Source organism: Streptomyces sp. HUAS TT7 (assembly GCF_051550175.1).
Classification (GTDB): domain Bacteria; phylum Actinomycetota; class Actinomycetes; order Streptomycetales; family Streptomycetaceae; genus Streptomyces.
In genome coordinates, this window is record NZ_CP196175.1 from 1,024,510 (window position 1) to 1,049,761 (window position 25,252).

The window sequence follows — 25,252 nt, forward strand, 5'->3', positions numbered from 1 at the left end:
TCGATTACACGCAGGCATTGGAATCGATTACACGACGGTCGGGCAAGACCTGAAGGGGGTAGCGAGACCGGATCGTGACAGTAAATCCCCGACCGCCCCAGAGGGGTTGCATAAACATTCGTATTGATGCATACTCTTCCCATGTCCAAGGTTCTCACCTCCCTGCCCGCCGGCGAGCGCGTCGGCATCGCCTTCTCCGGCGGACTCGACACCTCCGTCGCCGTCGCGTGGATGCGCGACAAGGGCGCCGTCCCGTGCACCTACACCGCCGACATCGGCCAGTACGACGAGCCCGACATCGCGTCGGTGCCCGGCCGTGCGAAGGCCTACGGTGCCGAGATCGCGCGCCTGGTCGACTGCCGTGCGGCGCTGGTCGAGGAGGGCCTGGCCGCGCTCGCGTGCGGCGCGTTCCACATCCGCTCGGGCGGCCGCGCCTACTTCAACACCACCCCGCTGGGCCGCGCCGTCACCGGCACGCTCCTGGTGCGGGCGATGCTGGAGGACAACGTCCAGATCTGGGGCGACGGCTCGACCTTCAAGGGCAACGACATCGAGCGGTTCTACCGGTACGGCCTGCTCGCCAACCCGCACCTGCGGATCTACAAGCCCTGGCTGGACGCGGACTTCGTGACCGAGCTCGGCGGCCGCAAGGAAATGTCGGAGTGGCTGCTCGCCCACGACCTGCCCTACCGGGACAGCACGGAGAAGGCGTACTCCACCGACGCCAACATCTGGGGCGCCACCCACGAGGCCAAAACACTTGAGCACCTGGACACGGGTGTCGAGACCGTCGAGCCGATCATGGGCGTGCGGTTCTGGGACCCGTCGGTCGAGATCCTCACTGAGGACGTGACGATCGGCTTCGCCCAGGGCCGCCCGGTGACGATCAACGGCAAGGAGTTCGCCTCGCCGGTCGACCTGGTGATGGAGGCGAACGCGATCGGCGGCCGCCACGGCATGGGCATGTCCGACCAGATCGAGAACCGGATCATCGAGGCCAAGAGCCGCGGCATCTACGAGGCCCCCGGCATGGCGCTGCTGCACGCGGCGTACGAGCGGCTCGTGAACGCGATCCACAACGAGGACACTCTCGCGCAGTACTACAACGAGGGCCGGCGGCTCGGTCGGCTCATGTACGAGGGCCGGTGGCTGGACCCGCAGGCACTGATGGTCCGCGAGTCGCTCCAGCGCTGGGTCGGCTCGGCCGTCACCGGCGAGGTGACGCTGCGGCTGCGGCGCGGCGAGGACTACTCGATCCTCAACACCACGGGCCCTGCCTTCAGTTACCACCCGGACAAGCTGTCGATGGAGCGCACCGAGGACTCCGCGTTCGGTCCCGTGGACCGGATCGGCCAGCTCACGATGCGCAACCTCGACATCGCCGACTCGCGCGCCCGCCTTGAGCAGTACGCCGGTCTCGGCATCGTCGGCACCGCGCACCCGGAGCTGATCGGCGCCGCCCAGGCGGCGGCGACCGGCCTCATCGGCGCCATGCCGGAGGGCGGCGCGGAGGTCATCGCCTCCCGCGGCCAGGTGTCGGGCGACGACGAGCTCCTGGACCGCGCGGCGATGGAGTTCGGCACGGACTAGCGCTCCACCGGAAGCGGAGTTCGTCGTCCGCGGCATACACGTCGGTCCGCTCCTCTCGGGGAGCGGACCGACGTGGTTCAGTCGTCGAGCAGCAGCCGCCGGGCGGTGAGGGCGAGCCGGGCTCTCAACAGCCCGGCGGGCTCGGTGAGTTCGACGCCCAGGGTCTTCCCGATCAGCTCCAGCCGGCGGGCGACGCTGCTGTGGTGCAGATGGAGCAGGTCGGCGGCGCGGCGCAGGGAGCCGGTGGCACAGTATGCGTCCAGTGTCTCCAGGTCCTCCGGGTTGCCGGCGAGGCGCGCGATCGCGGCCACGTCGGCGTTGTCGCGCGAGGCTTCCCGCGGTATCTCGGCCAGGAGCGCCAGAGCCCCCAACTCCTGGTAGCGGACGACGGGTTCGCGCGCTGTGGTGAACCGCAGTGCGGTACGCGCTTCGCACCACGACCGGTCGGGGCGCTCGGCGGCGCCGACGCCCGCGCGTACGCCGGCCGGAAGCCGGGCCGCGTCCACGCTCGCGGCCAGGATGACGCCCACGTCGCCGAGCGGTGCCGCCTTCACCGGGCGCGCGGGGCACAGCAGCCCGCCGATCTTGTCGAGCGGAAGGTGCGAGCGTACGGCGACGACGCGGACGGGCACCGCGGCGGCGAAGCCGAGGAGCCTCAGGGCCCGGGCGCGGGCCGCATCCTCGCTGTCCGAGCTGACGACCAGTTCGACGAGGGCGGGGTCGGCCATGGTGGTGCGAGCCGGGCCGTACCGTTCGACGGCCGCCGCGACGGCGATGGAGAGCCGTTCGAGCACCATGTCGTCGAGCGGCCCTGTCGCACCGGGCCGCTCCAGCCACACCGTGCCGATCTCCTCCTCGTCGAGGGTGATCGGCGCCGTGCTGGACGGGGGTGGTGGCGAGGCGGTCGCCGCCGTTCCGTCGGGCGCGAAGCGGACTGCCCGCCCGGTGCCGTGCAGCCGGATCCCGGCCACGCATTCGGCCAGGCCCGCCGACGCCCGGGCGAGCGCCGGGAGATCGACGCGCCGGCGCATCAGCGTGTCGTAGAACATGACGACGCGGATGGCGCCCTCCGCCGCGGAGTCCACCTGCGACAGCCGTATGACCAGTGCCTCCATGACACCTCCCCCCAGAGGAGGGTAAGCGCCGAACGGTGCGTGATGGGGACCCGGTGCCCGACGCCCGGCGGATGCTCCCGGCGGCCGGCCGGACCGAGGATGGTCCGCATGGAACACAAACTGGATCCCGAACTCGAAGCATTCGTCTCGCTGTTCCCCCGCGCCGACCTGACCGACCCGGTCAAGGAGCGGGTGAACTTCGCCGCACTGGCCGCCTCGGTGCCCGCACCGGACACCTCGAACCTGGACGTCGAGGACCTCATGGTGCCCGCCGATCCCCCGGTGCCGGTACGGATCTACCGTCCGCGCGAGGCGCAGGGCACCCTCATCTGGCTGCACGGCGGCGGATTCGTCATGGGCGACGTGGAGACCGAGCACCCGTGGGCCGCCCGCATCGCGGAGGCCTCCGGCGCGGTGGTGATCTCGGTGGGCTACCGCCTGGCTCCCGAGGACCCGTTCCCGGCCGCCCCGGACGACGCCTATGCCGTACTGACCTGGGCGGCCGGGAACGCGGCCGAACTCGGCATCGACCCGGACCGGATCGCGGTGGGCGGCCACAGCGCCGGCGGGGGTCTCGCGGCCGCTACCGCGCTGCGGGCGCGTGACGAGCAGGGCCCGCGCATCCACTTCCAGCTGCTCAACCAGCCGGGCCTGGACGACCGCCAACAGACCTGGTCCGCAAGGGAATTCACCGATACGCCCTGGATGACCCGCGACAAGATCACCGCTTCGTGGCGCCACTACCTGGGCTCCACACCGGCCTCCCCGTACGCCGCCCCCGCCCGCGCCACCGACCTGACGGGCCTGCCGCCCGCGTACGTCGCGACAGCGGAGTACTGCCCGAACCGCGACGAGGACATCACCTACGCGCTGCGTCTGCTGCAGTCGGGCGTATCGGTCGAACTGCACCAGTGGCCCGGCACGTTCCACGGCTCGCAGGCACTCCTACCCGCTGAGGTGTCACAGCGTCAGATAGCGGAGCTGGCCGCGGTGTTGCGCCGGGCCGTGACCAAGTGACCGCCCCAACCGCACTGCCGAAGGAAGGACGCCCGGAAATGACCAGCACCGACACCATGCCCCCGATGGATCTCTTCGCCCGTTTCATCCACCTCGGCGACGGCGGCCAAGTGCACCCGGAGCCACAGGTGTTCAAGGACTCCGGGAGGGGCGGCTGGCACATGATGACGTTCCACGTGGAGACCGACGCCGACGTCCATGCCGATCACTGGGAAGTCCACCCGGAGGCGGAGGAGCTGGTCACCTGCCTCACCGGAGGGATACGCCTGTACTTCCGCCCCGAGCAGCAGGGCGAGAAGGAGGAAGAGGCCAAGCTGGCGCCCGGCACCGCGGTCATCGTCCCGCGAGGCCGCTGGCACCGCATCGAACTCGACGCCCCGAGCGACATCATGTCCGTCACGGTGCGGGGCGGGAGCCGGCTGGAGAGGCGGGCATAGGCCCAGGCGGGGGCGCAGGCTCTTGCGCCCGAGGAGCCCTGCTCCAGGTGGGTCACCTGCCCCGCCCGGCTGGGGCGGGGCAGGTGACCATGTCAGCCGGCCGTGCCGACCTCTGCCTCCCCCGCCCATCGCCGACTCCAGGCCTCCAGCGGACTCAGCGCGTCCACGAGGTCCCGGCCGAGCGGGGTCAGGTGATGGGCGGCGCCGTCGAGGGTGAGCAGTCCGGCGTCCGTCAGCTCGTTGAGGATTCAATGCCAGGGTGTCGCATCGACAGGGCGGCGACCGTCACCTTGACGCGACGTCTGGCGACAACTCCCGCTCCCCTGCCGTGGTTTGGCCCTCGCGCGCACCCGGCACGACCTGCCGGACACTGAGGACGGCGGCCAGGGCGATGACGCCGCCGACCACCGGCACCGCGCCACCGCAGATGGCCCCCGTCCGGCCCGAAGGCCGGCCAGGGGCCGAGCATGTGTCCAGAGGTCAAGGTCGGCGGCGGTACAAAGCGCTCTACCAAACTGAGCTACACCGGCCGAAGCCGACGGCGGGACTCGAACCCGCGACATCTCGATTAATAGTCGAAGTAACCGCTGCCTGCGCACCTGGACGAGTTCCACCGTAGCTCGCGCGGAGTGACACCGGCACGTGAATAAAGTCCCGCCGCCCGAAGGAAGCCGGGCCGAGCCCGGGCTGCTCGACTGCCTGCGGACCGGCCGCGCGGCCATCGTCGCCGCGCACCTGCTCGGACTGGGGCGGCGTACTGACGCGGAAGGCAACCTCCGCCCCGGGCAGGGAGGTTGCTTGCCGCGGGCTAGCCGCGCCCCCTCACCCGGAGCTGCTCGGTGAGGACGACGGTGAGGACGAGGCATGGGGCTCCACGACTGGGATGTTGTACACGTGCTTCGGAGTCACGATCTTGGTGATGGCCTGGCCGAAGAGGGTGCTGGGCTCATTCTGGTTGTGCAGGATGTCCGTGTTGAGGACCAGGGTCACCGTGGCCTTTGCCTCGGGGAGGTACATCGTCAGGGCCTCGTACCCGGGCAGTGAGCCGTTGTGGCCGATCCAGCCCTGGATGTTGAAGATGCCCAGACCGTAACCGGCGCCCGGAATCTTCGTAGGGATGGTCTTGAGGCGCTCGGCCTGCGTCTTGTGCGAGAGCAGAGTGCCGGTGGCGAGCGTGGTGGCCCAGCTCTTCAGGTCGGACAGGTCGGAGATCACCGCTCCGGCCGCCCAGCCCCAGGAGGGGTCCCAGTCGGTGGCTTCCTCGACCTTTCCGGACAGCGTCTGGTTGGTGTAGCCCTGGGGATGCGGGCTGGGGAACGCCGCGTTCGTCGGGAAGCTGGTGTGGGTCAGCCCGGCCGGCTTCACGACCTTCTGCTCGATGAACTGGTTGAGCGGCATGCCGCCCGCCTTCTCCACGACCAGCCCGAGCAGGATCAGGTTGGTGTTGCAGTAGAGGAACTCCTTGCCCGGCTGGAACAGGACCGGGTGCTTGAAGGAGTAGTCCAGCAACTGCTGCGGTGTGAAGGGCTTCGTCGGGTTGGTGAGCAGCGCCTTGACGAAGCCGTCGTCCGCCGAGTAGTTGAACAACCCACTTCGCATTTCCGCGAGTTGACGCAGGGTGATCTTGTCACCGTTCGGGACGCCGGAGATGTACTTGCCGATCGGATCGTCCAGGCCCACCTTGCCCTGGTCGACCAGTTCGAGCAGCGCGGTCACCGTGAAGGTCTTGGTGATGCTGCCGATGCGCGTGTACATGTCCTGCTTCATCGGGGCACCCGTGGCCTTGTCGGCGACGCCGAAGCTCTTGACGTAGCTCCCCTTGCCGGGGGCCGAGAGACTTACGCTCACGCCGGGGACGTCCGCCTCTTTCATGACCTGCTTGATGGCGGTGTCCAGCTTCGCGGCGACGGCCGGGCTGAGCTGGGCGAAGTCGCCGCTGCTGCCTTTCGATGCCGACGCGGAGGGGGACGGGGACACGGTGGCTCCGTACGCGGTGCCCGTGACGGCCGGGACGGCCAGCAGCGCGGCCGCCGCGACCCCCACACCCGCTCTGCGCCACTGGATCTGTGAATACCTCACGGGCAGGCCTCCTGCCGGACGAGGAACATCCGGACATCGCCATCCGGACGATGACATCACTCGCTTCCCACGCTAGGCCCGCCGAGCCGCCCTCGCATGGCGGCCCCCGGGTTGCGAGAGCCCCAGGACCGTGCATACGCCCAGGTAGAACTGCCAGTGCCGCAATCAACCGGACGGATCCAGGCCCCCTCGGCGCCCAAGGTCTAGCCTCACCCCATGACCGCCGTCGAGAAACCTTGGGACCCGACAGCCGAGGGCGTCCTACAACTCCCCTCCGGTCTGCTCGTACGTGGCCGGGGCCTGAGACACCCGCTCCCTGCCGGACCGAAACCGCAGTTCGCGCTCCACCTACGGGGCCGCCGCCCCGCACCGGTCGAGTGGGAGCACCAGTGGCTCCGCTGGCCGGACTTCTGGCTGCCGACGGACCGGCCGGCCTTCGCGCTAGCACTGCGCACGCTGCTGGCCCGCGCCGAGAAGGAGCGCGTGGAAGTGGCCTGCGGAGGCGGCTTCGGCCGCACGGGCACAGCCCTGGCCTGCCTGGCCGTCCTGGACGGCGTCCCGAACACGGACGCGGTCGCCTACGTACGGGAGCACTATGCGCACCGCGCGGTCGAAACACCTTGGCAGCGAGGGTTCGTTGCAAGGTTCGGGTAGAGCCTCTCCAGGGTCAGGAGCCGTAGCGCCGCTGCCGGGCGGCGAAACTGCGGAGGGCGCGCAGGAAGTCGATTTCTCTGAAGGCGGGCCAGTACGTGTCGCAGAAGTAGAGCTCCGAATAGGCGCTCTGCCACAGCAGGAAGTTGGACATGCGCTGCTCGCCGCTGGTGCGGATGACGAGGTCCGGATCGGGCTGGCCTGCGGTGTACAGGTGGCGCGTGAGATCGTCCGCGCTCAGGGTGTCGGCGACCTCGTCGAGGGTGCGGCCTGCCGCAGCCTGCTCGGACAACAAGTCCCGTACTGCGTCGACGACTTCCTGTCGGCCCCCGTAGCCGATGGCCAGAGTCAAGTGCGCGCCCGTGGTGCACTCCCGCGTGGCCTCCACCGCCTGTTTGAGGGCGTGCGCGGTGGATTCGGGCAGGAGGTCGAGGGAGCCGGCGATGTGCAGCCGCCAGCGGGCGTCGGGGCGGGCGAGGTGTTCGGCTGCCACGGTCTCGATGACCTGCATGAGGAAGGCGACTTCGGCGTCGCTGCGGCCCGTGAGGTTTTCGGTGGAGCAGACGAACACGCTGACGTGCCGGATTCCCAGGAGCTCGCACCAGGACAGCACTTCCTCGACATGGTCGGCCCCGTGCTGGTGACCCAGGCCCGGATGGGCCAGGCCCATCTGGCGCGCCCAGCGCCGGTTGCCGTCCATGATCAGGCCGATGTGCCGGGGCAGCGGCCCGGAAGCGACCTGTTTACGCAAATTCCTGGCATAGAGGGCGTAGAGGGGTCCCGAGGCTTTCATGGCGTCCTTTCGCATGACCGGCGCGCGCGGCGGTCGGCTGGGTGCACGGGGCCGGGCTGCTTCGAGCACCCTGTGGCACGTTCGCCGCCATCCGGCCCTCGGGCATACTACGAGGCAATTAGCACGCGCCGCGTGTCATTGGAAAGACACACCCAAGGGAGCAGCCAGAAATGCAGACGACCGACGCCCAATTGCTCGTCCTCTGCGTGCTCGCCCGCGGCCCTCTGCACGGGTACGCCATCAACACCGCCGTCGAAGACCTGACCGGTCAGCGCCTCGGACGCGGCAGCCTTTCCAGCGCCCTGGCCCGACTGGAGGGCAAGCAGCTGATCGAAACGCTGCCCGCGCGAGGCAGACAGCGTCCCCTGCGACTGACCCCGGGCGGCCGCCAACTCCTGGAACAGGAGCTGGAGTTCACGGCCCGTATCACCCAGCGCATGTTCGAGTCGGCCGTACCCGACAGGGCCCACTACCAGGAGCGACTGGCGACGACCGACACCGCCCGCGCCTACAAGAGCGTCATGCGCCGGGCACTCTCGGCCGGTCCCGGACAGACCGTTCTGGACCTCGGCTGCGGCCCCGGTGGCGACCTGGACGCTCTGGCCGAGGAAGTGACCTCTTCGGGCCGTGCCCTCGGTGTCGACCACGACCCTCACATGGTGAAGCGCGCTCGCACCCGGCTGGCCGGGCGCCCCCAGGCGTGTGTCCTGCAAGCAGACGCGCACGCGCTCCCCGCCGGGGACGCGAGCGTCGACCGCGCCTGGACCGACCGGACGCTCCAGCATGCGGCCGACCCCGACCGGGTACTGGCCGAAATCCGTCGCGTGCTGCGCCCGGGCGGCCGACTGGTCATGGCCGAACCCGACTGGGAGTCCCTGGTCTTCGACCACCCGGATCTTGAGGCCTCGCGCGCCTACACCCGCCACATTGTGGAGCGGATCGTCCGCAACGCCCTCGTCGGACGCCAACTCGCCCGGCGCGCGGCACAAGCCGGGTTCGACGTCGCCGAGGTCGTCCCCGTCACCTCGGTACTGCGGGACGCACGTGAGGCCGATCAAATCCTGGGCCTGCAGCGCAACGCCCGTCGAGCCGCGCAAGCCGGCTACCTCACCACCGTGGCGGCGCAGGGGTGGTTGGACACACTCGCCCGTGAACCCTTCCTCGCGACAGTCACGTTGTACGTGGTGATTGCCGACCGGCCCGCATAGCGCCCTTTGGGCAAACACACATGGCGCAGGCCCTTGCCCTCGCACGTAATAAGCAACAAGCTAGCCCAGTCCTTACCATCCGCTTCCAGGTGCGCTCCAGTCGCAACGTCGACACCCCGACCGCCGGCGCACTCGCCTACCGCCGCTCGGGCATCGCGTTCCTCGTGTCCTGCGCGCCCATCTCACTGTCCACCGGGATACCGGCCTGGGCGTCCGCAACTCTCCTTCCGGCGGCGGTAGTTGTCCATACGATCGGTGAACTGTGGCACGCCGCAGCGGGCTTCGAGGTCAGCGCCACCAGCCGCACGTCCCGCAGGCACCCTCGAAGACCGCCGGGAAGCAGTCGGCCGCGACCTGAGGAGTGAACCCCCGCACACACACCCCCCGCCTCCGGGTGCAATGACGACTCCCGAGGACAAAGGCTCCCCTTGCATGCCCGATCGACGGACGACGTGACCCAGCATCGAGTCACTTAGGTTAGCCTCACCTCTCATGAATCTCGTTCACCTGGCCGCCTCGGCCGGATACACCACACCCCCGCTCTGGCGGATTCTCACGAAATCGGGCTATTTCGCAGGCTTGTCCGGGGCCATTGGCGCCACGGTGACGTACGCCGCCACGGTCCGCCCGGCACTTCGCGCGACCGGGAACGAGCAGGGCGACATCGACGTGCTGCGTCGGCGGTCGGCGACTTACCTGGCGTGGGCCGGGGTCGCCCTGCTGGTGACCGGTTACCTCCAGCTCGCCGGCCGCGTGGCGCGCGCCGGGAAGGGCATGCCGTTCGGCGAGGCGCTCGCGCCGGGGAACATCTGGGACTTCCTGCGCGCACCCGCGGCGAAGGGCGCGTGGGTGGCTCAGGGAACGATCTACATTGTGCAGAACGTGGTCCTGGTGCTGGCGTCCGCCGCGCTGATCGCGCTCCTCCTCCCTCGCGTTCGAAGACACCTCGACACCCTCGCTCGCACCGCCCTGCCCCTGACGGTGGCGGTGTCACTCATCGGGGCCGTACCGGCCACCGCGCCCAAGAACGCGGAGAAGGTGATCGACCTCGTGTGCGACCAGGTCCACATCGTGAGCGGCACGGTGTGGATCGGCGGCCTTGCGGTCCTCGCCGCCCTCGCCACGGCCCGCGGCCGCCTGAGCGAGAGCGCGGGCGCGCTGTGGGCGGACTTCTGGCGCCGCTTCAGCCTCGTCGCCCTGATCTGCGTCGGCGCCGTGCTCACCTCCGGGCTGTGGATGAGCTGGAAGCACGTCGGCGGCATCGGGCAGCTGTGGAGCACGAGTTACGGACTCTTCCTGCTCATCAAGATCGCTTTGGTGCTCGGCATGGTCACGGCCGGTGGCGTCAACCAGTTCTGGCTGATGCCGCGCATAGCCCAGGCCCGCCGGGCCGACGCCACCGCACCCCTGCTGCACCTGACGCTGCGTCACTTCCCCAAGGTCGTATGGGCCGAGGTCGCCCTGGGAATCGCCGTCCTGGCCGTGATCCCCTTCCTCAGCGGCTCGGCCCGCTCGGAGGCGGGCAGCCCGTCGGCCGTCACCAGCGGCAGCATCATCACGGTGGGCACCGCCCTGGTCCTCACGCTCGCGGCGTCCCTCTACATCACGGCGAGGACGTCGGACGCCCTGGCCCGCCGAGGAGACCCGGCTGTGGCCTGATCCCGTACGGGATGGCTGAGCACCTGGTCGGGCCGGCGCTCCTCACGCCCCGAGGGGCTCTCAGAGGAGACCCAGGTCGCGGAGTTCCTTGTGGAGGTCGGCGCGGCCCGGGTCCGGCGCGGCGGCGGGTCGCGCTTCACCCGGGACGGCTGCCGGACGGCGGCCGTCCCGCAGCAGGTACGCGCCGGCCATGCCGCCGACCAGCCCGCCGAGGTGCGCCAGCCAGCTCACGCCCGGCGTACCGGGCACGGCGACCGTCACCATGTACGCGAAGGACGCCGCCATCACCAGGCCGATGAGCGTGTCGATGAGCCGCCGGTCGAACAGGCCGCGCAGCACCACGTATCCGAAGTAGCCGAAGATCACGCCGCTCGCGCCGACGCCGAGGGTGTTGCTGCCCTGGAAGACCCAGACCGCGAGGCCGCTGGTCACCGCGACGAGCAGGGTCAGCCACAGAAAGCGGACCACACCCCGGTACGCCGCCAGGAAGCCGAAGACGAACAAGGGCCCGGAATTGGCCTCGATGTGATCCCAGCCGAAGTGCAGGAAGGGTGCGACGAGGATGGCGCCCAGACGGCCCGGGTCATGCGGGATGACCCCGAAGTCCATGTCCAGCCGGTAGTCCGACAGCCAGTTGACGACTTGCAGGGCCCAGACGACCACCATGAATCCGAACATGACGAAGAACGCCTTGCGCGCCTCCGCGATCATCTCCTCGGCGCTCCGCTGCCCCGTCCGATCCCAACCCTGCAGCAGCCTGCCCACCGAATCCGCCCCCTGTAGCCCATTCTTCGAACACTCTGGAGAGGAATGGTAAACCCGCACGAAATGCCACATCAACGGGTGACTCGGGCAGGCTCGCAACGCACTTCCCCGACCGCCGGGGCCCCGGGCAGCCCGCTGCGATCACAGGTAGGTGATCACCACGGTCACGGGTAGGTGATCACCACTGATCGGGCCGGATCACAGTCGTCCTGAATGCACCCCCGTTGGCCGCAGCGTGAGCAACGGCCTCATTCGCCTCGTCCAGGCCGAACTCCGTGACATCGAACTCGGCCAGGTCCAGGAGGCCGGACGTGATCAGGGTGGCCAGGCGGGCGCCGGCCACTGCCGGGTACATCCACCGACCCCGGACCGTGATGCTGTTCCGCATGAGCCACGCGTAAGGCAGTTGGAGGTCGTCGCCGCCCCGCATGCCCACGCCCCCCCATCAGGACGACCCGGCCGAACTCGCGGACGGTCATCGCGGCGGTCCGCACCGGGGTCGGCCCGGCGCCGGGCGGCAGCAGATCGAGTACGCAGTCGATCGGGCCCGGGGCCGCCCGGCGCATCCGTTCCCGGTCCTCGTCCTGGTCACCGGTGAGCCGCACGGGCCGGACGCGCGGGCCGAAACGGCGTACCAGGTCGTCAAGGACCGTCTCGTTGCGGCCGGGCGCCACCACACACCCCGCCCCCATCGCCAGGGCGAGGTGGACGGCCCCACTGCCGAAATAGCCGGTCGCGCCACTGACGAGGAGCGTCTCGCCTGCCTCGAACTGCGCCGCGAGGAGCCCTCCGTACGGCACCAGGAGCGGCCCGAGCGCACACCAGCGTCCGGCGTCCGCGGCGTCGATCGGGCCGATCGGGATCGCGTTTTCGGTCGGGATCAGCATCTGTTCGGCGAAGGGGCCGTGGCGGAAGTGCCGCTGCAGGCGCAGGCCGCCGTCACCGCGCGCGCTCAGGCCCTGGAGGGTGATGTCGGGGGTCCGCGCGTCGTCGCGCGAGCGAACGGTGGGATCGCAGAACACCCAGTCGCCGACGGCCAGCCGCGTCGCGTCGGGTCCGACCGCCCGCACCCTGCCGATCGCCCCGATCCCCGGCACGACCGGCAGTTGTAGCAGGTACCCGCGCTCGCCGCTCAACACCTCGTCCATATAAGGGAGTACGGAACTCGCCACGACATCCACGACCACCTCCCCCGTACCAAGGACCGGGTCCGGCATCGTCTCGACCACCAGCGGTGATCCGAACGTCCTGAGCAGTGCGGCTTTCATGGTCATGGCTCTTTTCTGGAGGCCCTGGAGGTCCATGGAGGCCCTGGGGATCCAGGGGATCCGTGGAGTCAGACCACCATGACAAGTCCCCCCCCGCCCGCATCCAGGAGCGGATCGTCCTAGGACTGTCAGGGCCCTGCCTGAGGTCTGGCTATGGAGCGGCGTCCGGGCCACCGTCGCTCGATCGCGACAGGCGTGGCGGGGTGAAGAAGTTCACGAGGTTGCCGTCGGGGTCGCGGAGGAGGAGCGAGCGGTTGCCCCACGGCATCGTGGTGGGCTTCTGGACGAGGTCCTCCACGAGGGCGAGGGCGGTCAGGTTCGCGTGGACGCTGTCGACATCGTCCACGCGGAATTCCAGGATGACGCTCCGGTTGTCGGCCGGGTGTGCGGCGCCGGGGGCGAACATCGGGACCGTACGGGTGCTGCCGATCGCGAGGGTGGCCGTGGCGGTGCTGAGTTCGGCGAAGTCCTCGGTGGACCATTTGGCCCGCACGCCGGTGGCTCGCTCGTAGAAGTCGACGAGGCGGCCGATGTCGTCCGTGATGATGCGGATCGAGACGAAGTCCATGTCCATATCCACGAGTTGTCTCCCTGAGTGAGGTGCGGGTGAGCGCGTTTGCGCTTCCGATCGCACGCTACGACCGATACCGGACAGAATCCGCCCGGTATCTGCGGGAGACTTCTGGACATGCCCCGACCCACCGCCCGCGTACTCACCCTCCTCGAACTCCTGCAGTCCGGCGGCGTCCGGACGGTCGCCGAACTCGCCGACCGGCTCGATGTGGACGAGCGCACCGTGCGGCGCTACGTCCAACACCTCATCGATCTCGACGTGCCCGTCGAGTCGGTGCGCGGGCGTTACGGCGGCTACCGGCTGGGCTCCGGTTACCGCATGCCTCCCCTCATGCTCGGCGACGACGAAGCGCTGGCCGTGCTCCTCGGTCTGGTCGCCGGTCAGCGGGCCGGCCTGATGACGAGCACGGGCGCGGCGAGCGAGACGGCTGCGGCCAAGGTCCGGCGGGTCCTGCCCGGGCGGCTCGGCCGCAGGCTCGACGCCGTGCTCGACTCGCTGGCCTTCACGGCCGGGCCCGGCGAGTCGAGCACACCTGAGACAACGGTCCTGCTCCCGATCGCCGACGCCGTACGCCATCACCGGCCGGTCTCGATCCGGTACGCCGCCGCCGACGGCCGGCGCAGCGAACGCACCCTGCACCCGTACGGGCTCGTCGCCCACTCGGGCAAGTGGTACGTGACCGGCGCGGATCCCGCGATCGGCGAGGACCGGACGTTCCGGCTCGACCGCATCGCCGACGCGAGGATCCTCCCCGGCTCGTTCGTGCCGCCCGCCGGAATCGACCCGGCGGAACGCGTCCTGTCCGGGCTCGCCACGGCTCCGTACCGGCATGAGGTGACCCTGCGGATCCAGGGAACGGCCGAGCAGATCCGCACCCGGCTGCCCGCAGGCCTCGCAATCCTGGAGGAGTTGCCGTCCGCGAGCGGCGCGGATGCGGCGGCCGGGCCCTGGTTCCGAGTCGAGCTGCGGGTGGAACGGCTCGACTGGCTGCCGGGCGTACTCGCCGCGCTGGACCGGCCGTTCGTCATCGAGCGACCGGACGAACTCCGGGCACGCGTCGCCGCCCTCGCCGCCCGACTGGCCAATTCGGCCCGACCGCTCGGGGACAGCGGGAGTCACCCGTGACCCCCTGGAAGCCATCGGGTGGTGGGTGCCTGGAGCCGCAGGCCACCGCGGTCCAGCTGCACGACCACGGTCAGATTCACCCCGAATAAGGGTTGGCCTAGACCTGCTGCCCTTCGCCTCTGCAACGTCAAGGATGATCAAGGTACGACACCGGGGGCGATCCTCCCGGGCCGATCACAGGAGACGACTGACATGACGGATGGTTCGACCGGTTCCCCGCACGGTGTGCGACAGGGACGCTCGTGGTTCACGGCGGGGTGGGTGGCGATGGGACGCGGGCTCGCCATGTTCGGCCTCGGGCTACTCTCCGTGTTCCTTGCCTGGTTCGCGCTCACCGCGATGTCCCTGGTGCTCATAGGCGTCGGCCTGTTCCTGGTTCCGCCGATGGTCGCGGCGGTGCGCTGGTCGGCGCAGGCCCAGCGCCGGATGACCGCTGCGAGCGGGGTCGAGGTCACCTCCCCCTACCGGCCCGCTCCCCCGGTACGGAGCGGTTGGCTCGGCGCCTGGCGCAGGTGCGAGGCACTCTTCACCGACAGCTCCACCTGGCGCGACCTGCTGTGGGCACAGGTCGCCATAACCGTCGGCGGACTCCTCGCGATCATTCCCTTCGGCATGCTGGCGCACGGCGTCTTCGGACTGCTGCTGCCCCTGATCTGGGAGCCGGTGGTCACCGCCTGGGACGGCAGCTGGTACATGTTCATCCCGCTCCGCGACCACGACGACGCGGTCATGGCCGCCGTGCTGGGCTTCGTCGAGATCCCGGTCGGCCTCTTCATCGCACCGTACGTACTGCGCCTGCACGCCCGCCTGACACACTCACTGCTCGCGCCCACGGAGCGGTCCCGGCTCTCGGCCCCCGCCCAGCATCCGGCCGGGCCCGGCAGGGATTTGGTGGGCTCCTCCGGTGCCGAGATCGGCCGCGGCTAGCGCGATCTGCACGATGGCGCCCCGAGCCGGGGCGCCAGGTCGGGCGCGCCCGACCGCCACAAGCGCCACAGGGGCGAGCCTCAAACCCGTACCGCGTGGGCACGACAACCACCAGGATGTACGGGTGAACCAGGTGACCATCAGCGAAGAAGACCGCCGGGCTCTCGGGCTCTGGGCCGCCGATTGTGTGGAGCGCGTGCTGCCCCTCTTTGAGGCGAAGGCCCCTTCGGACATCCGCCCCCGCGAGGCGATCGAGGGCATCCGGGCCTTCGTACGCGACGGGAAGCGGACCGGTCGGCTGCGAGCCGTGGCCTGGGCGGCGCTCGCAGCCGCCCGAGACGTCGACGACCCGGCCGCCACCGCCGCCGCCCGCGCCGCGGGCTATGCGGCGGCGACCCCGTACATCCACCCCTTGGCCACCCCGCACCAGTCGAGGCACGCCCTCGCGCCGGCGGTGTACGAGGCCCGCGCGAGCGAGCTGGCGGCGGGCGACGATGCCGCGGTCGGTGACAGGGAAATCCAACGAGCGATCAGCCACGCCTCACCGGAAGTCCGCGAACTGGTACGGCGCATGCCACCCCGCGCCCCCGGCCGCAGCCGCTTGGACACGCTGTATTACGAGCTGGACTCGGCCCTTCGCGGTTGAATGCTGGGCCGTGCGAGCCCGTCGGCTCCCCCACGATCCCCCGGACCCGGCCCCGCGCCGTGTGCCCCATGGTGCGCGTGAGGATCATGGGCGACACGGATGTCCCGGCGGTGGCCGAGATACGGGTGCGGGGCTGGCAGAAGGCGTACGCGGGCATCGTGCCCGGGTCCTACCTCGGCGCGATGAGAGCCGAGGACACGGCCCGCAGGACACGGGAGTGGCTGGCCGATCCGGTGGGCACCACCACCGACCTGGTGGCCGTCGCCGAGGACCACGAGATCCTGGGCTGGGCCGCCTGCGGCCCGAACGCGATCAGGCGCGGCAGTGCAGCATCTCGAAGCACGGGTTGGCCCTGTAGTCCGCCCAGAAATCGGCGCCGTACGCGGCGATCCCGGCGGGTGACACCTCGGTGGGCACCCACGTGATCTCGCTGAACCCGGCCTTGGCCAGGCACGTTTCGAACACCTCGCGGCGTGCCAGGCCGGAGGTGAACGAGATCGGCATGCCCTCCAACAGCGCGGTGACCCTCACCCGGGGCCCGGTGCCGGACTGCTCGCCCGTCAGCTCGGTGAGGAAGCCGTACGCGCGCGGCGAGGGCCCGGTGAAGTCGTAGTCCGGCTTCTGGTGGAGCATGAAGAAGTCGCCGCCGCTCTTCAGGCTCTCGTGCACCTTGCGACACAGGTGCTCGAACCCGTCGACGGTTTCCGCGTAGTTGAGCAGCATCACGGCGGTCGCCACATCGAAGCGTTCGTCCGTCAGCCACAGGTCGGCCACATCGCCGACCTGGTAGCGCACGCCCAGCGGGTCGGCCTGCTCGATGCCTGTCGCGGCGGCGATCATCTCGCCGGAGATGTCGACGCCGAACACGTCCGCCGCACCGCGCCGCTTCAACTCGCGGCTGTAGAAGCCGGTGCCGCAGGCCAGGTCGATCACCTTCTTGCCTTGGACGTCCCCGACCATGCCGAGGAAGCTGGGGGCTTCCACGTACTGGGCCAGCGGAAGGGCCTTGAACCCCTCGAACGCCTCACCGATCTCGTCGTACGTCTCCTGCGCGCTCATCGAGCACTCCTCCCGTTGGGGTGTCCTCTCCCGGACACCGGCAGTCTCTCCAGACTTGGCGGCAGGCCCGTACTGGCAGAAGCTACAAAAGATCCGGTGGCCGAGGCCGGGGTCACACGAACTCGGCGGCGAAGGGCCCGCACTGAAGCACGAGGACAAGCGATTCCCAGAGCGCCGAACGCGAGTCCATCAGTAGGGCGGGGAATGCGGGGGCCTTTGCCGAGGAGCGTTGGCCTCGTCGTTGCGAGCGCTCGCCAAGTCGGTCCGCCATCGGAGGTTTGTGCAGGTGGGGGTGGGCCGGTGAGGGTGGTCACGACGGCCGTTCGGTGGTCGTGTCCGCCAGCGCGGAGTCCGCCCCTCCACTGCCGACAAGCGGCGTCAACGGTGCTCCCGATTCCCAGGAGAAGGGCTCGCTCGCGTGTCGATGCACTCGGACCGCCACCTGCTATAGGCTCCGGCACAAACTGGATGGTAAGGGTCTAAGGGGATCATGGACGCGATCAATTCACCCGCCCCGTTGGTCTCGGTCCTGGCGGATGTCAGTGACCTGAGCGATGCAGAGCTGGCTGAGCTGCCCGACACGGTTTTCGGCGCCATGGTGGCTCGGTTGCGGGACGATGCGCTCCATCCCTCGTGCGAGCCGGTATCGGCGTTCACGTCGGCACTTGGTGCAGTGGACCGGCACCGTAAGTGACACTCCGTCAGTTTCTATTGAAACTGCATGGCCGGTGCAATCTGTCTTGTTCCTACTGTTACGTGTACGAGGCGGCCGATCAGAGCTGGCGCGCCAAGCCCCGGCGGATGGAGTCCGCGACGGTGCGGCAGGTGGCCCGGCGGATTGCCGAGTACCGGCAGGGGGACGAGGCAATTTCGGTCATTCTTCACGGGGGCGAGCCGCTGCTCGTCGGGGCCCGGCATCTGGATGAGGCACTGAGTGCGCTGCGTGACGCCCTGGGCGACGGGGGCGGCGAAGGGGCTCTGTGGGTGCAGACCAATGGAGTGCTGCTGCGGGACGCGGAGCTATTGCGGGTGCTGCGCCGGCATGGTGTACAGGTCGGGGTCAGCCTGGACGGAACTGCTCAGGACCACGACCGCAACCGGCGGTTCGGGGACGGGCGGGGAAGTCACCGGGCCGTCACCGAAGGACTTCGGGTGCTGGGGTCCGAGGTCAACAGGCATTTGTTCGCGGGGGTGTTGTGCACGGTCGATCTGGCCAGTGATCCCGTTGCGACCTACGAGGCTCTGCTGGAGTTCGCGCCGCCCAGGATGGATCTTCTTCTGCCGCACGGGAATTGGAGTGCTCCCCCGCCAGGTCTTGAGGGGTGCGTGCCACCGTGGATTCCGCCGACCCCCGGTGGGCGGAGCACTCCTTACGCGGACTGGCTGTGTGCCGTGTTCGACCGCTGGTACGGGGCGCCCCGCCGCGAGACCGGTATCCGGCTCTTCGAGGAACTCATCATGCTGCTGTTGGGCGGCCGGGCGGGCAGCGAGATGGTGGGGACCGGGGCGATGGACCTGGTCGTGGTGGAGACCGACGGGACCATCGAGCTGGCGGACAGCCTCAAGGTGGCGTACGACGGAGCCGCGATCACCGGGCTGAACGTGTTCGAGGACTCGTTCGCGGACGTGGCGGGGCATCCGGCGTTCAGCACGCCGCCGCGTGCCGCGGTGTGCGGACGCTGCGCGTTGGAGAGGGTGTGCGGGGGCGGGCTGTACGCCCATCGGTACCGGGCAGGCGCGGGGGATGTTTTCGGGTATCCCACGGTGTACTGCCATGACATGGCCGCTCTCATCGCCCACATCGGGGCCGCCGTGCAACAGGACGCGGCGGCGCTGCGTGCCCGCAGGGCACAGGAGGTGGGTGTGCGGTGATGCGGTCGCACGTGGTCCCCCGCGAGACGTTCCTCGCCATCGCCCGTGGGCGCGGTGGTGCCGAGGCGGTCGCCGTGCTGCGGGCGGGGCAGCTCAGCAAGCGGCGACTGCTGCTCGGCGCGGTGCGCCGGGCGGCCGAGGAGCGCCGGCCGCGAGCCGCCCGCCGGGCGCGGCTCGCCGAGACGTACGACGAGTTGGAGCGGCTGAGGTGTGGTTCGCGCGAGCGCTGGGAGGCGGCGCTGCTGCGGCCGTACGTGGATCTGTGGGCGGCCGACTGCCTGCGGGTGATGCACGCCGAGGGGGATGAGGAGCCCTGGCTCGGCGGGCTCGCCGAGCTGTTGACCGAGACGGGCCACGTGGTGCGGCTGGAGGCCGCGGGGCGCCGGTTCACCCTTCGCATCGACGATCGGGGACCGTACCGCGAGGCGCACGGCGCCCCCGTGCCCGGGCCCTTGGGGCAGGAGCTGCTGCACCGGTGGGAGGAGGCGCTCGCCGAGGCATGGCGGGTACTTGTTCACCGGCACCGCCGGCACGCGGAGGCTCTGAGCGCCGGTCTTTCCACGCTCGTACCGCTGCTCCCGCGGCCCGACGGAACGAGCGTTTCGTCGGCGGTGCGGCGGGGCTACGGGGCCGTCGGGGTCTCCTTGCCGCCGGATCCCGAGCGGCTCGCGCTGGCGCTGGTCCACGAGTTCCTGCACGTGCAGCTCGGAGCACTGCTCGACCTCGTACCTCTGCACCGGCCGGATTCCGGTGCCCGGTTCCACGCGCCGTGGCGGCCCGACCTCCGGCCGGCGGGGGCACTGCTCCAGGGCACCTATGCGCATCTCGGTGTCACCGACTTCTGGCGGGCTGAGGACGGGCCGTACGCGGAGGAGCAGTACGCACACTGGTGCGAGCGGACGTTGGGCGCCGCCGAGACCCTGCTGGGAAGTGATGAACTCACCAGTGACGGGCGGGAGTTCGTGACGGAGCTGCGGCGAACGGTTGTCGGCTGGAGCAAGGCGTAGGCGAGTTCTGGCCCGAATGTGACGCTCTGCCCGCCGCGTTGTGGACGGAGGGCACTAGCAGGCGGACACGCGGGGTATGTCCCTGTCCGCCGGGAGCGGGCTTTGCGTTCATCTGCTGGAGCCGTGGAGGGCGCGGTGGGGCCGTTCTTCTTCTTGAGCTACGCCAGGGTCGACGACGAGAACGCGTACGTGCGCCAGTTCTACGACGACCTGTGCACGCAGATCATCGAGCTGTCCGACACGGCGGCCCAGGTCCCCGTGGGTTTTCGCGACTACAGCTCGATCCGCATCGGTGAGCAGTGGAGCGAGCAGCTGGAGCGCGCGCTCGGCAGTTGCCGTTCCATGGTCGCCCTCTACTCCCCGGCGTATTTCCGCAGCGCGTGGTGCTCGCGCGAGGCAGGTGTGATGATGCGCCGGGCGCATCAGTACTTCGCGCGCAACCAGAAGGGCTCATCGGCGCTGATCCCCGTGCTGTGGCAGTCCGTCGAGGTGCCGCAGGAGGTCGCGCACATCCAGTACCTGACGGACGGATTCGGATCCTGGTACGCCGATGTCGGCCTGCAGCGGCTGCTCCAGCGGGACCCGACGGGCGAGGACTACCGGGGCGCGATCCGTCTGATCGCCCAGCGCGTGCTCGACGTCGCCCGGCACGAGGAGCTTCCGGTGCCCGAACGGCCGGTGCTGCTCGTGCACGAGCCGCTGTCCTTCCAGCCGCGGACAGCGCCGGCGCGGCCGGGCAGCACCGTGCGGTTCTTCGTCGCCGCCGGCACGAGCGAGACGGCCCCCGAGCACCGGCGCGGCACGCCGTACTACGGAGCCGCGGGGCTCGACTGGAACCCGTACCACCCGCAGGAGGAATATCCGCTCTACCAGCAGGCACAGCGGCTGGTCACCGCCCAGGGGTACGGCACCGCCTTCCAGGAGGTGCGGGCCGGGCTCACCCGGCAGCTCAGCCGCGCCTGGCACGACGACCAAGTGACGGTCCTCCTGGTGGACGCGTGGAGCGCGTCGATCACGCCCCACCGCCAGGAGCTGGAGCAGTTCGACCGCACGGAGCACCCGGCGACGGGCGTCCTCGTGCCGTGCCATCCACAGGAGGAGCGCGACCGCTACGAGCTGTGGAGCCGGGTCACCGAGGTCTTCGAACGCAAGGCGTCCCGGGGCATGCACGACCGACAGTTCCAGATACGCGTGTGCTTCGGGGACTTCAAGAGGGCGCTGGGGCAGATGGTCTCGGCCGCGCAGAACAACCTGATACGCAAACGGCAAGCGGTCGTCGTTCCGCCACAGGACGACGATGCGGACGCCGTACCTGCCACTCGGCCCATCCTGCGCGGGCCCGTCGGCGGCCCCTCGCGGCGCCCTCAGCCGCAGGAGCACCGGAACGGCGCGCACGACCCGCAGCCCAGCCGACCGAGGATCTCGTACAACCCGTACGCGCAGCAGGAATCGCGTGACGCCCGCAGAGAAGGAGGGCCGGCCCGATGAGCAGCCCGGATGCCGGTGAGTACGGGACCGTCGTGACGTTCTACTCGTTCAAGGGCGGGGTCGGCCGCACAATGGCCCTGGTCAACACGGCCTGGATCCTCGCCAGTAACGGGCTGCGCGTCCTGATGGTCGACTGGGACCTGGAGGCGCCGGGACTGCACCGGTACTTCCACCCGCTGCTCGTCGACCCCGAACTGAGCTCCACCCAAGGCGTCATCGACCTCATCCGCGACTACGCCCTGCGCACCGGCGAGCCGATGTCGAGCGACCACCAGGGCCGTGCAGCGTGGTTCCGCGACCGCAGCGACATCGACCGCTGCATCATCGGGATCGGCGTGGAGCTCGACAGCGCGGGCCGGTTGGACTTCCTGCCCCCCGGTCTGCAGGACGAGGGCTACTCCGCCGCCGTGTCCACCTTCGACTGGGACCACTTCTACACCCGGCTGCACGGCGCCGCGTTCCTCGCCGCACTCCGCGACGAGCTCCGCAGCCGTTACGACTACGTACTGATCGACAGCCGTACCGGCCTGTCCGACACGGCCGGCATCTGCACGGTCCTGCTTCCCGACGTCGTCGTCGACTGCTTCACCCTCAGCGCGCAGTCCATCCAGGGCGCCGAAGCGGTCGCCGCGTCCATCCGCGCCCAGGTCACTCAGCGGCCGGTACGCATCCTGCCCGCCCCCATGCGGGTGGAGTACGCCGAGCAGAAGAAGCTGGAGGCGGGCCGCGACCTCGCCCGCAGCCGCTTCCTGCCGTTCCTCCCCGGCATGAGCCGCGAGGAGCGCGAGCGTTACTGGGGCGACGTGGAGATCCCCTACCGTCCCTTCTTCGCGTACGAGGAGATTCCCGCGCCCGTCGGCGACCGGCCCCACCAGGGCGGCAGCCTGCTCGCCGCATCCGAGCGGCTCACCGGGCGGATCACCGAGGGACGCGTGACACAGCAGCGGGCGATGCCGGAGACGGTCCGCCGCGCGCTGCTGTCCCAGTACGAGCGGACCAAGCCGCCCGTGCCCTCGGACCTCTTCCTCACCTACGCGCCCGCCGACCGCATGTGGGCCGAGTGGATCGCTGCCCGACTCACCGGCCTGGGCTACCAGGTGGCGCTCAGCGGAGCGGCCGAGCAGGCGGGCTCCGACGCGCAGACCGAGGTGCGTCGGGCACTCGACGGCTCCGGGCGGATCATCGCGCTGCTCTCCCCGGACTATGTACGGCTGCCGCACGCGCACACCGTGTGGAAGGCGGTCGCGGCCCGCGACCCCGAGGCCTCGCAGCGGATGCTGATCCCCGTCCGCATCCATGCGGCCTCCCTGCCCGCGCCGTTCGCCGACCTGGTCGCCGTCGATCTCGTCGAACGGGACGGGCCGGATGAGGCGGAGGCGGCGCTGCTGGCGGCCGTCGGCCGGCCCGGCACCACCTCGGGGGACGCGCCGCGGCCACTCGCACCGGACGACGACCGCGGCCCGCGCTATCCCGGCACGCCGCCCCCGGTGTGGCAGGTCCCGCCGCGCAACGCCGCCTTCACCGGGCGCGGACAGACCCTGGAGGCGATCCGTGACGGATTCGCGGCGGGCAGCCCGCTGGGCGGCCCGCCGCAGGCCGTCTTCGGCATGGGCGGGGTCGGCAAGACCCAGGTCGCCATTGAGTACGCCCACCGGTTCGCCGCCGACTACGACGTCGCGTGGTGGATCAACGCCGGCCAGCCCGGCCTCGTCCGGCAGGAGCTCAGTGCTCTCGCACCCCGGCTGGGACTGCCGTCCGGCGACGACGTGAGGGTCACCTCCAACGCCGTACTGGAAGCTCTGCGCCAGGGTCTGCCGTACCGGCGGTGGCTGCTGATCTACGACAACGCCGAACAGCCCGAGGCACTGGCCCCATTGCTCCCGTCCGGCCCCGGCCACGTCCTGGTGACCTCCCGCAACCGGTCCTGGGCCGAGCGCGCGACGCAGGTCGAGGTGGACATCTTCGCGCGGGACGAGTCCGTGCGGCTGCTCCAGGTGCAGAACCCCGACCTGCCCGCCCGCGACGCGGGCCAGGTCGCCGAGGCACTCGGCGACCTGCCTCTGGCCGTTGCCCAGGCTGCGGCGTGGCTGGAACAGTCCGCCATGCCCGTGGAGACCTATCTGGAGCTGTTGAGCACCCAGCTGGCAACGACCCTGGAGCAGGAGTCGGCCACCGCCTATCCCCGCTCCGCGGCAGCCACCTGGCTGCTGTCGCTACGAGCCGTTCGCGAGTCGAATCCAGCGGCGGCCCAACTCCTGGAACTGTGCGCCTTCTTCGGCCCCGACCCCATTCCGATGTGGGCGCTGTACGGCAACAGGGCGGGCGAGCTGCTGGCCCGCCACGATCCGCGGCTGGTCGACCCGATGCGGATGGGCGCCCTGTTCGCCGAGATCAACAGGTACGGGCTCGCGCGGACGAACCAGAGCGACAAAACCATCACCCTGCACCGACTGGTGCAGGAAGTGCTGCGCTCACAGGTGCCGCAGGCCGAGTGGGCAGCCATGCGCGCGCACGTGCACGCCATCCTCGCCGAGGCCAACCCCGGGAACGCCGAGGACCCCGCCTTCTGGGCTCGGCACGCCTCACTGCTGCCGCACCTTCAGCCCTCCCGGGCGTTCACCAGCCGGGACAGCCGGGTGCGCCGCTGGATCGCCGAAACCGTGCGCTATCTGTGGCGCCGCGCGGACTACGCCACCGCACAGGAAACGGCGGAACGGGCGCTGGCCGCCTGGCTCCCCGCCTTCGGGGAGGAGGACCCACTGGCGATCTACCTGCGGACCCAGTACGCGAACGTGCTGCGTTCCAGCGGGCAGATCGACGAGGCGTACGCCATGGACGAGGCGGCGCTGCGACGGGCCCGCGAAGCACTCGGTCCCGAGGACCACTACACCCTGGTGGCCGCCATGAACCTGGGCGCCGACCTCCGCAGCAAGGGCGCCTACACCCAGGCTCGGGACATCGACCGAGAGACGCACGCCCTGTGCCTGCGCGTCTTCGAGAGCGACCATCCCCGCGTCCTGTGCGCTGCCAACAATCTCGCCGTGTCGCTGTTCCTCGTCGGAGGCCGGCTGGAAGCCCGCCACCTCGACCGGGACGTCTGGCAGGCCCGGGCCCGCGTCATCGGCCCCGCCCACCCCGACACACTCAGCTCGGCGAACAGCTACGCCCGCGACCTGTGCGAGACGGGGTCGCTGCCCGAGGCGCTGAAGCTGCTCCAGGAGACGGTGCAGGCGTTCCGCGACACGACCGGAGCACGCCACCCGGCGACACTGCGGGCCGCCCGCAACCTGTCCGCGGTACTGCGCCGCATGGGCCGGTACGAGGAGGCCGAGGCGCTCAGCACGGACATCCACAACGTGTCGAGGTCCGTCCTCGGCCCCGACCATCCGGACACCCTGGCAGCCGCCATGAACCTGGCCTGCGCCCTGGTCGCCACCGGGCAGGCGCAAGGGGCGCGGACGCTGGCCCAGGACAACCTGGACCGGCACCGCACGCAGCTGGGCGAGCGGCATCCCTTCGCCCTCGCCTGCGCGAACAACCTGGCGATCTACCTGCGCCTGACGGGTGATCAGGATGCGGCACTGGCTCTGTCGCGCAGGACGGTGGAGCAGTACCGCGAGGTGCTCGGACCCGACCATCCATACACGTTGACGAGCACGATGAACCACGCCACGGACGTGGTCGCCGACGGCGATCTGGCGGAGGCGGTCCGGCTGGGGCGCGAGGTCCAGGACAGGTTCGTACGCGTCCTCGGCGCCGACCACTACGACGCGATCGGCTGCTCGTCGAACCTGGCGCTCGACCTGCGGGCGACAGGAGCGAAGGACGAGGCGGGCGCGCTGCACCAGGACGCGCTGCGGCGGGCGCAGATTGCGATGGGGTTCGGGCACCCGACGACCCTGGCCGTACAGGGGTGGACGCGGCTCGACTCGGACATCGAGCCGCCGGACACCTGATGGTCCTGCGGCCGGC

The 25,252-nt window shown here is 70.2% G+C and carries 21 protein-coding genes, 1 tRNA gene and 1 pseudogene; 15 read left to right on the top strand and 8 right to left on the bottom strand.

Annotated elements, in window-relative coordinates; all coding sequences use genetic code 11:
- Positions 1 to 141: 141 nt before the first annotated feature.
- A complete protein-coding gene (argG, locus tag ACSHXC_RS04785) occupies positions 142 to 1,590 on the top strand; it encodes an argininosuccinate synthase (RefSeq protein WP_344379378.1) in 1,449 nt (482 codons plus the stop codon).
- Between the two features lie 77 nt (positions 1,591 to 1,667).
- On the opposite strand, the gene ACSHXC_RS04790 is transcribed toward argG, so the two are convergent.
- Entirely contained in the window at positions 1,668 to 2,705 is a 1,038-nt protein-coding gene (locus ACSHXC_RS04790) for a helix-turn-helix domain-containing protein (protein WP_438290339.1), read from the bottom strand.
- A gap of 108 nt (positions 2,706 to 2,813) precedes the next feature.
- Between ACSHXC_RS04790 and ACSHXC_RS04795 the strand changes: the two genes are divergently transcribed.
- Positions 2,814 to 3,722: an alpha/beta hydrolase gene (locus ACSHXC_RS04795; protein ID WP_438290340.1), complete on the top strand. Its 909-nt coding sequence runs from the start codon at positions 2,814 to 2,816 to the stop codon at positions 3,720 to 3,722.
- A gap of 38 nt (positions 3,723 to 3,760) precedes the next feature.
- Positions 3,761 to 4,159, top strand: a complete 399-nt coding sequence (locus ACSHXC_RS04800) for a cupin domain-containing protein (protein ID WP_438290341.1) — start codon at positions 3,761 to 3,763, stop codon at positions 4,157 to 4,159.
- 533 nt (positions 4,160 to 4,692) lie between these two features.
- Here the strand turns inward: ACSHXC_RS04800 and ACSHXC_RS04805 are convergent.
- A tRNA-OTHER gene (locus ACSHXC_RS04805) sits at positions 4,693 to 4,799 on the bottom strand.
- 182 nt (positions 4,800 to 4,981) lie between these two features.
- On the bottom strand, positions 4,982 to 6,238 hold the full coding sequence (locus tag ACSHXC_RS04810) for a serine hydrolase domain-containing protein (protein ID WP_438290342.1): 1,257 nt from the start codon (positions 6,236 to 6,238) through the stop codon (positions 4,982 to 4,984).
- A 216-nt stretch (positions 6,239 to 6,454) separates the two neighbouring features.
- On the opposite strand from ACSHXC_RS04810, the gene ACSHXC_RS04815 reads away from it, so the two are divergent.
- Positions 6,455 to 6,892, top strand: coding sequence for a protein-tyrosine phosphatase family protein (locus ACSHXC_RS04815; protein ID WP_438290343.1), 438 nt, complete (start codon positions 6,455 to 6,457; stop codon positions 6,890 to 6,892).
- Between the two features lie 13 nt (positions 6,893 to 6,905).
- On the opposite strand, the gene uppS is transcribed toward ACSHXC_RS04815, so the two are convergent.
- Positions 6,906 to 7,682, bottom strand: a complete 777-nt coding sequence (uppS, locus tag ACSHXC_RS04820; protein ID WP_438290344.1) for a polyprenyl diphosphate synthase — start codon at positions 7,680 to 7,682, stop codon at positions 6,906 to 6,908.
- A 170-nt stretch (positions 7,683 to 7,852) separates the two neighbouring features.
- Between uppS and ACSHXC_RS04825 the strand changes: the two genes are divergently transcribed.
- The 3 genes from ACSHXC_RS04825 (at position 7,853) to ACSHXC_RS04835 (ending at position 10,549) form a co-directional block, all read left to right on the top strand.
- Positions 7,853 to 8,890 (top strand): methyltransferase domain-containing protein, encoded by a 1,038-nt coding sequence (locus ACSHXC_RS04825; protein WP_438290345.1) that lies wholly within the window; start codon positions 7,853 to 7,855, stop codon positions 8,888 to 8,890.
- A gap of 89 nt (positions 8,891 to 8,979) precedes the next feature.
- Complete coding sequence (locus ACSHXC_RS04830) at positions 8,980 to 9,255, top strand: hypothetical protein (protein WP_438290346.1); 276 nt, start codon at positions 8,980 to 8,982, stop codon at positions 9,253 to 9,255.
- Positions 9,256 to 9,382: 127 nt separating this feature from the next.
- Positions 9,383 to 10,549 (top strand): copper resistance D family protein, encoded by a 1,167-nt coding sequence (locus tag ACSHXC_RS04835; protein ID WP_438290347.1) that lies wholly within the window; start codon positions 9,383 to 9,385, stop codon positions 10,547 to 10,549.
- A 60-nt stretch (positions 10,550 to 10,609) separates the two neighbouring features.
- On the opposite strand, the gene ACSHXC_RS04840 is transcribed toward ACSHXC_RS04835, so the two are convergent.
- The 3 genes and pseudogenes from ACSHXC_RS04840 to ACSHXC_RS04850 all read right to left on the bottom strand — a co-directional run bounded on the left by ACSHXC_RS04840 (position 10,610) and on the right by ACSHXC_RS04850 (position 13,150).
- Positions 10,610 to 11,260 carry a rhomboid family intramembrane serine protease gene (locus tag ACSHXC_RS04840; RefSeq protein ID WP_438290348.1) on the bottom strand — a complete coding sequence of 217 codons (651 nt, stop codon included), beginning with the start codon at positions 11,258 to 11,260 and terminating at the stop codon, positions 10,610 to 10,612.
- Positions 11,261 to 11,562: 302 nt separating this feature from the next.
- On the bottom strand, positions 11,563 to 12,588 hold the full coding sequence (locus ACSHXC_RS04845; RefSeq protein ID WP_438290349.1) for an alcohol dehydrogenase catalytic domain-containing protein: 1,026 nt from the start codon (positions 12,586 to 12,588) through the stop codon (positions 11,563 to 11,565).
- Between the two features lie 122 nt (positions 12,589 to 12,710).
- Positions 12,711 to 13,150: pseudogene (locus ACSHXC_RS04850) on the bottom strand (VOC family protein).
- A gap of 120 nt (positions 13,151 to 13,270) precedes the next feature.
- On the opposite strand from ACSHXC_RS04850, the gene ACSHXC_RS04855 reads away from it, so the two are divergent.
- The 3 genes from ACSHXC_RS04855 to ACSHXC_RS04865 all read left to right on the top strand — a co-directional run bounded on the left by ACSHXC_RS04855 (position 13,271) and on the right by ACSHXC_RS04865 (position 15,854).
- Entirely contained in the window at positions 13,271 to 14,281 is a 1,011-nt protein-coding gene (locus tag ACSHXC_RS04855) for a helix-turn-helix transcriptional regulator (RefSeq protein ID WP_438290350.1), read from the top strand.
- Positions 14,282 to 14,473: 192 nt separating this feature from the next.
- A complete protein-coding gene (locus ACSHXC_RS04860; protein WP_438290351.1) occupies positions 14,474 to 15,208 on the top strand; it encodes a sensor domain-containing protein in 735 nt (244 codons plus the stop codon).
- Positions 15,209 to 15,332: 124 nt separating this feature from the next.
- Positions 15,333 to 15,854 (top strand): putative immunity protein, encoded by a 522-nt coding sequence (locus ACSHXC_RS04865; RefSeq protein ID WP_438290352.1) that lies wholly within the window; start codon positions 15,333 to 15,335, stop codon positions 15,852 to 15,854.
- A 312-nt stretch (positions 15,855 to 16,166) separates the two neighbouring features.
- On the opposite strand, the gene ACSHXC_RS04870 is transcribed toward ACSHXC_RS04865, so the two are convergent.
- Positions 16,167 to 16,913 (bottom strand): class I SAM-dependent methyltransferase, encoded by a 747-nt coding sequence (locus tag ACSHXC_RS04870; RefSeq protein WP_438290353.1) that lies wholly within the window; start codon positions 16,911 to 16,913, stop codon positions 16,167 to 16,169.
- Between the two features lie 490 nt (positions 16,914 to 17,403).
- On the opposite strand from ACSHXC_RS04870, the gene fxsA reads away from it, so the two are divergent.
- The 5 genes from fxsA (at position 17,404) to fxsT (ending at position 25,236) form a co-directional block, all read left to right on the top strand.
- Positions 17,404 to 17,607 carry an FxSxx-COOH cyclophane-containing RiPP peptide gene (gene fxsA, locus ACSHXC_RS04875; RefSeq protein WP_438290354.1) on the top strand — a complete coding sequence of 68 codons (204 nt, stop codon included), beginning with the start codon at positions 17,404 to 17,406 and terminating at the stop codon, positions 17,605 to 17,607.
- Positions 17,604 to 18,785, top strand: a complete 1,182-nt coding sequence (locus tag ACSHXC_RS04880; protein ID WP_438290355.1) for an FxsB family cyclophane-forming radical SAM/SPASM peptide maturase — start codon at positions 17,604 to 17,606, stop codon at positions 18,783 to 18,785. Before fxsA ends, ACSHXC_RS04880 begins: the two co-directional genes overlap by 4 nt.
- Positions 18,785 to 19,792, top strand: a complete 1,008-nt coding sequence (locus ACSHXC_RS04885; protein WP_438290356.1) for an aKG-HExxH-type peptide beta-hydroxylase — start codon at positions 18,785 to 18,787, stop codon at positions 19,790 to 19,792. Before ACSHXC_RS04880 ends, ACSHXC_RS04885 begins: the two co-directional genes overlap by 1 nt.
- 102 nt (positions 19,793 to 19,894) lie before the next feature.
- Positions 19,895 to 21,280 (top strand): TIR-like protein FxsC, encoded by a 1,386-nt coding sequence (locus ACSHXC_RS04890; protein ID WP_438290357.1) that lies wholly within the window; start codon positions 19,895 to 19,897, stop codon positions 21,278 to 21,280.
- A complete protein-coding gene (fxsT, locus tag ACSHXC_RS04895; RefSeq protein ID WP_438290358.1) occupies positions 21,277 to 25,236 on the top strand; it encodes an FxSxx-COOH system tetratricopeptide repeat protein in 3,960 nt (1,319 codons plus the stop codon). The genes ACSHXC_RS04890 and fxsT overlap by 4 nt, the downstream gene beginning before the upstream one ends.
- Positions 25,237 to 25,252: the final 16 nt, after the last annotated feature.

Excerpts from the sequence above, each read along its gene's own strand:
- ACSHXC_RS04860 (WP_438290351.1), top strand. The coding sequence starts at position 14,474 with ATGACGGATGGTTCGACCGGTTCCCCGCACGGTGTGCGACAGGGACGC.
- ACSHXC_RS04835 (WP_438290347.1), top strand. The coding sequence starts at position 9,383 with ATGAATCTCGTTCACCTGGCCGCCTCGGCCGGATACACCACACCCCCG.
- ACSHXC_RS04845 (WP_438290349.1), bottom strand. The coding sequence starts at position 12,588 with ATGACCATGAAAGCCGCACTGCTCAGGACGTTCGGATCACCGCTGGTG.
- argG (WP_344379378.1), top strand. The coding sequence starts at position 142 with ATGTCCAAGGTTCTCACCTCCCTGCCCGCCGGCGAGCGCGTCGGCATC.
- ACSHXC_RS04790 (WP_438290339.1), bottom strand. The coding sequence starts at position 2,705 with ATGGAGGCACTGGTCATACGGCTGTCGCAGGTGGACTCCGCGGCGGAG.
- ACSHXC_RS04870 (WP_438290353.1), bottom strand. The coding sequence starts at position 16,913 with ATGAGCGCGCAGGAGACGTACGACGAGATCGGTGAGGCGTTCGAGGGG.
- ACSHXC_RS04825 (WP_438290345.1), top strand. The coding sequence starts at position 7,853 with ATGCAGACGACCGACGCCCAATTGCTCGTCCTCTGCGTGCTCGCCCGC.
- ACSHXC_RS04800 (WP_438290341.1), top strand. The coding sequence starts at position 3,761 with ATGACCAGCACCGACACCATGCCCCCGATGGATCTCTTCGCCCGTTTC.
- ACSHXC_RS04840 (WP_438290348.1), bottom strand. The coding sequence starts at position 11,260 with ATGATCGCGGAGGCGCGCAAGGCGTTCTTCGTCATGTTCGGATTCATG.
- uppS (WP_438290344.1), bottom strand. The coding sequence starts at position 7,682 with ATGAAAGCCTCGGGACCCCTCTACGCCCTCTATGCCAGGAATTTGCGT.
- ACSHXC_RS04815 (WP_438290343.1), top strand. The coding sequence starts at position 6,455 with ATGACCGCCGTCGAGAAACCTTGGGACCCGACAGCCGAGGGCGTCCTA.
- ACSHXC_RS04885 (WP_438290356.1), top strand. The coding sequence starts at position 18,785 with ATGCGGTCGCACGTGGTCCCCCGCGAGACGTTCCTCGCCATCGCCCGT.
- fxsT (WP_438290358.1), top strand. The coding sequence starts at position 21,277 with ATGAGCAGCCCGGATGCCGGTGAGTACGGGACCGTCGTGACGTTCTAC.
- fxsA (WP_438290354.1), top strand. The coding sequence starts at position 17,404 with ATGGACGCGATCAATTCACCCGCCCCGTTGGTCTCGGTCCTGGCGGAT.
- ACSHXC_RS04795 (WP_438290340.1), top strand. The coding sequence starts at position 2,814 with ATGGAACACAAACTGGATCCCGAACTCGAAGCATTCGTCTCGCTGTTC.
- ACSHXC_RS04855 (WP_438290350.1), top strand. The coding sequence starts at position 13,271 with ATGCCCCGACCCACCGCCCGCGTACTCACCCTCCTCGAACTCCTGCAG.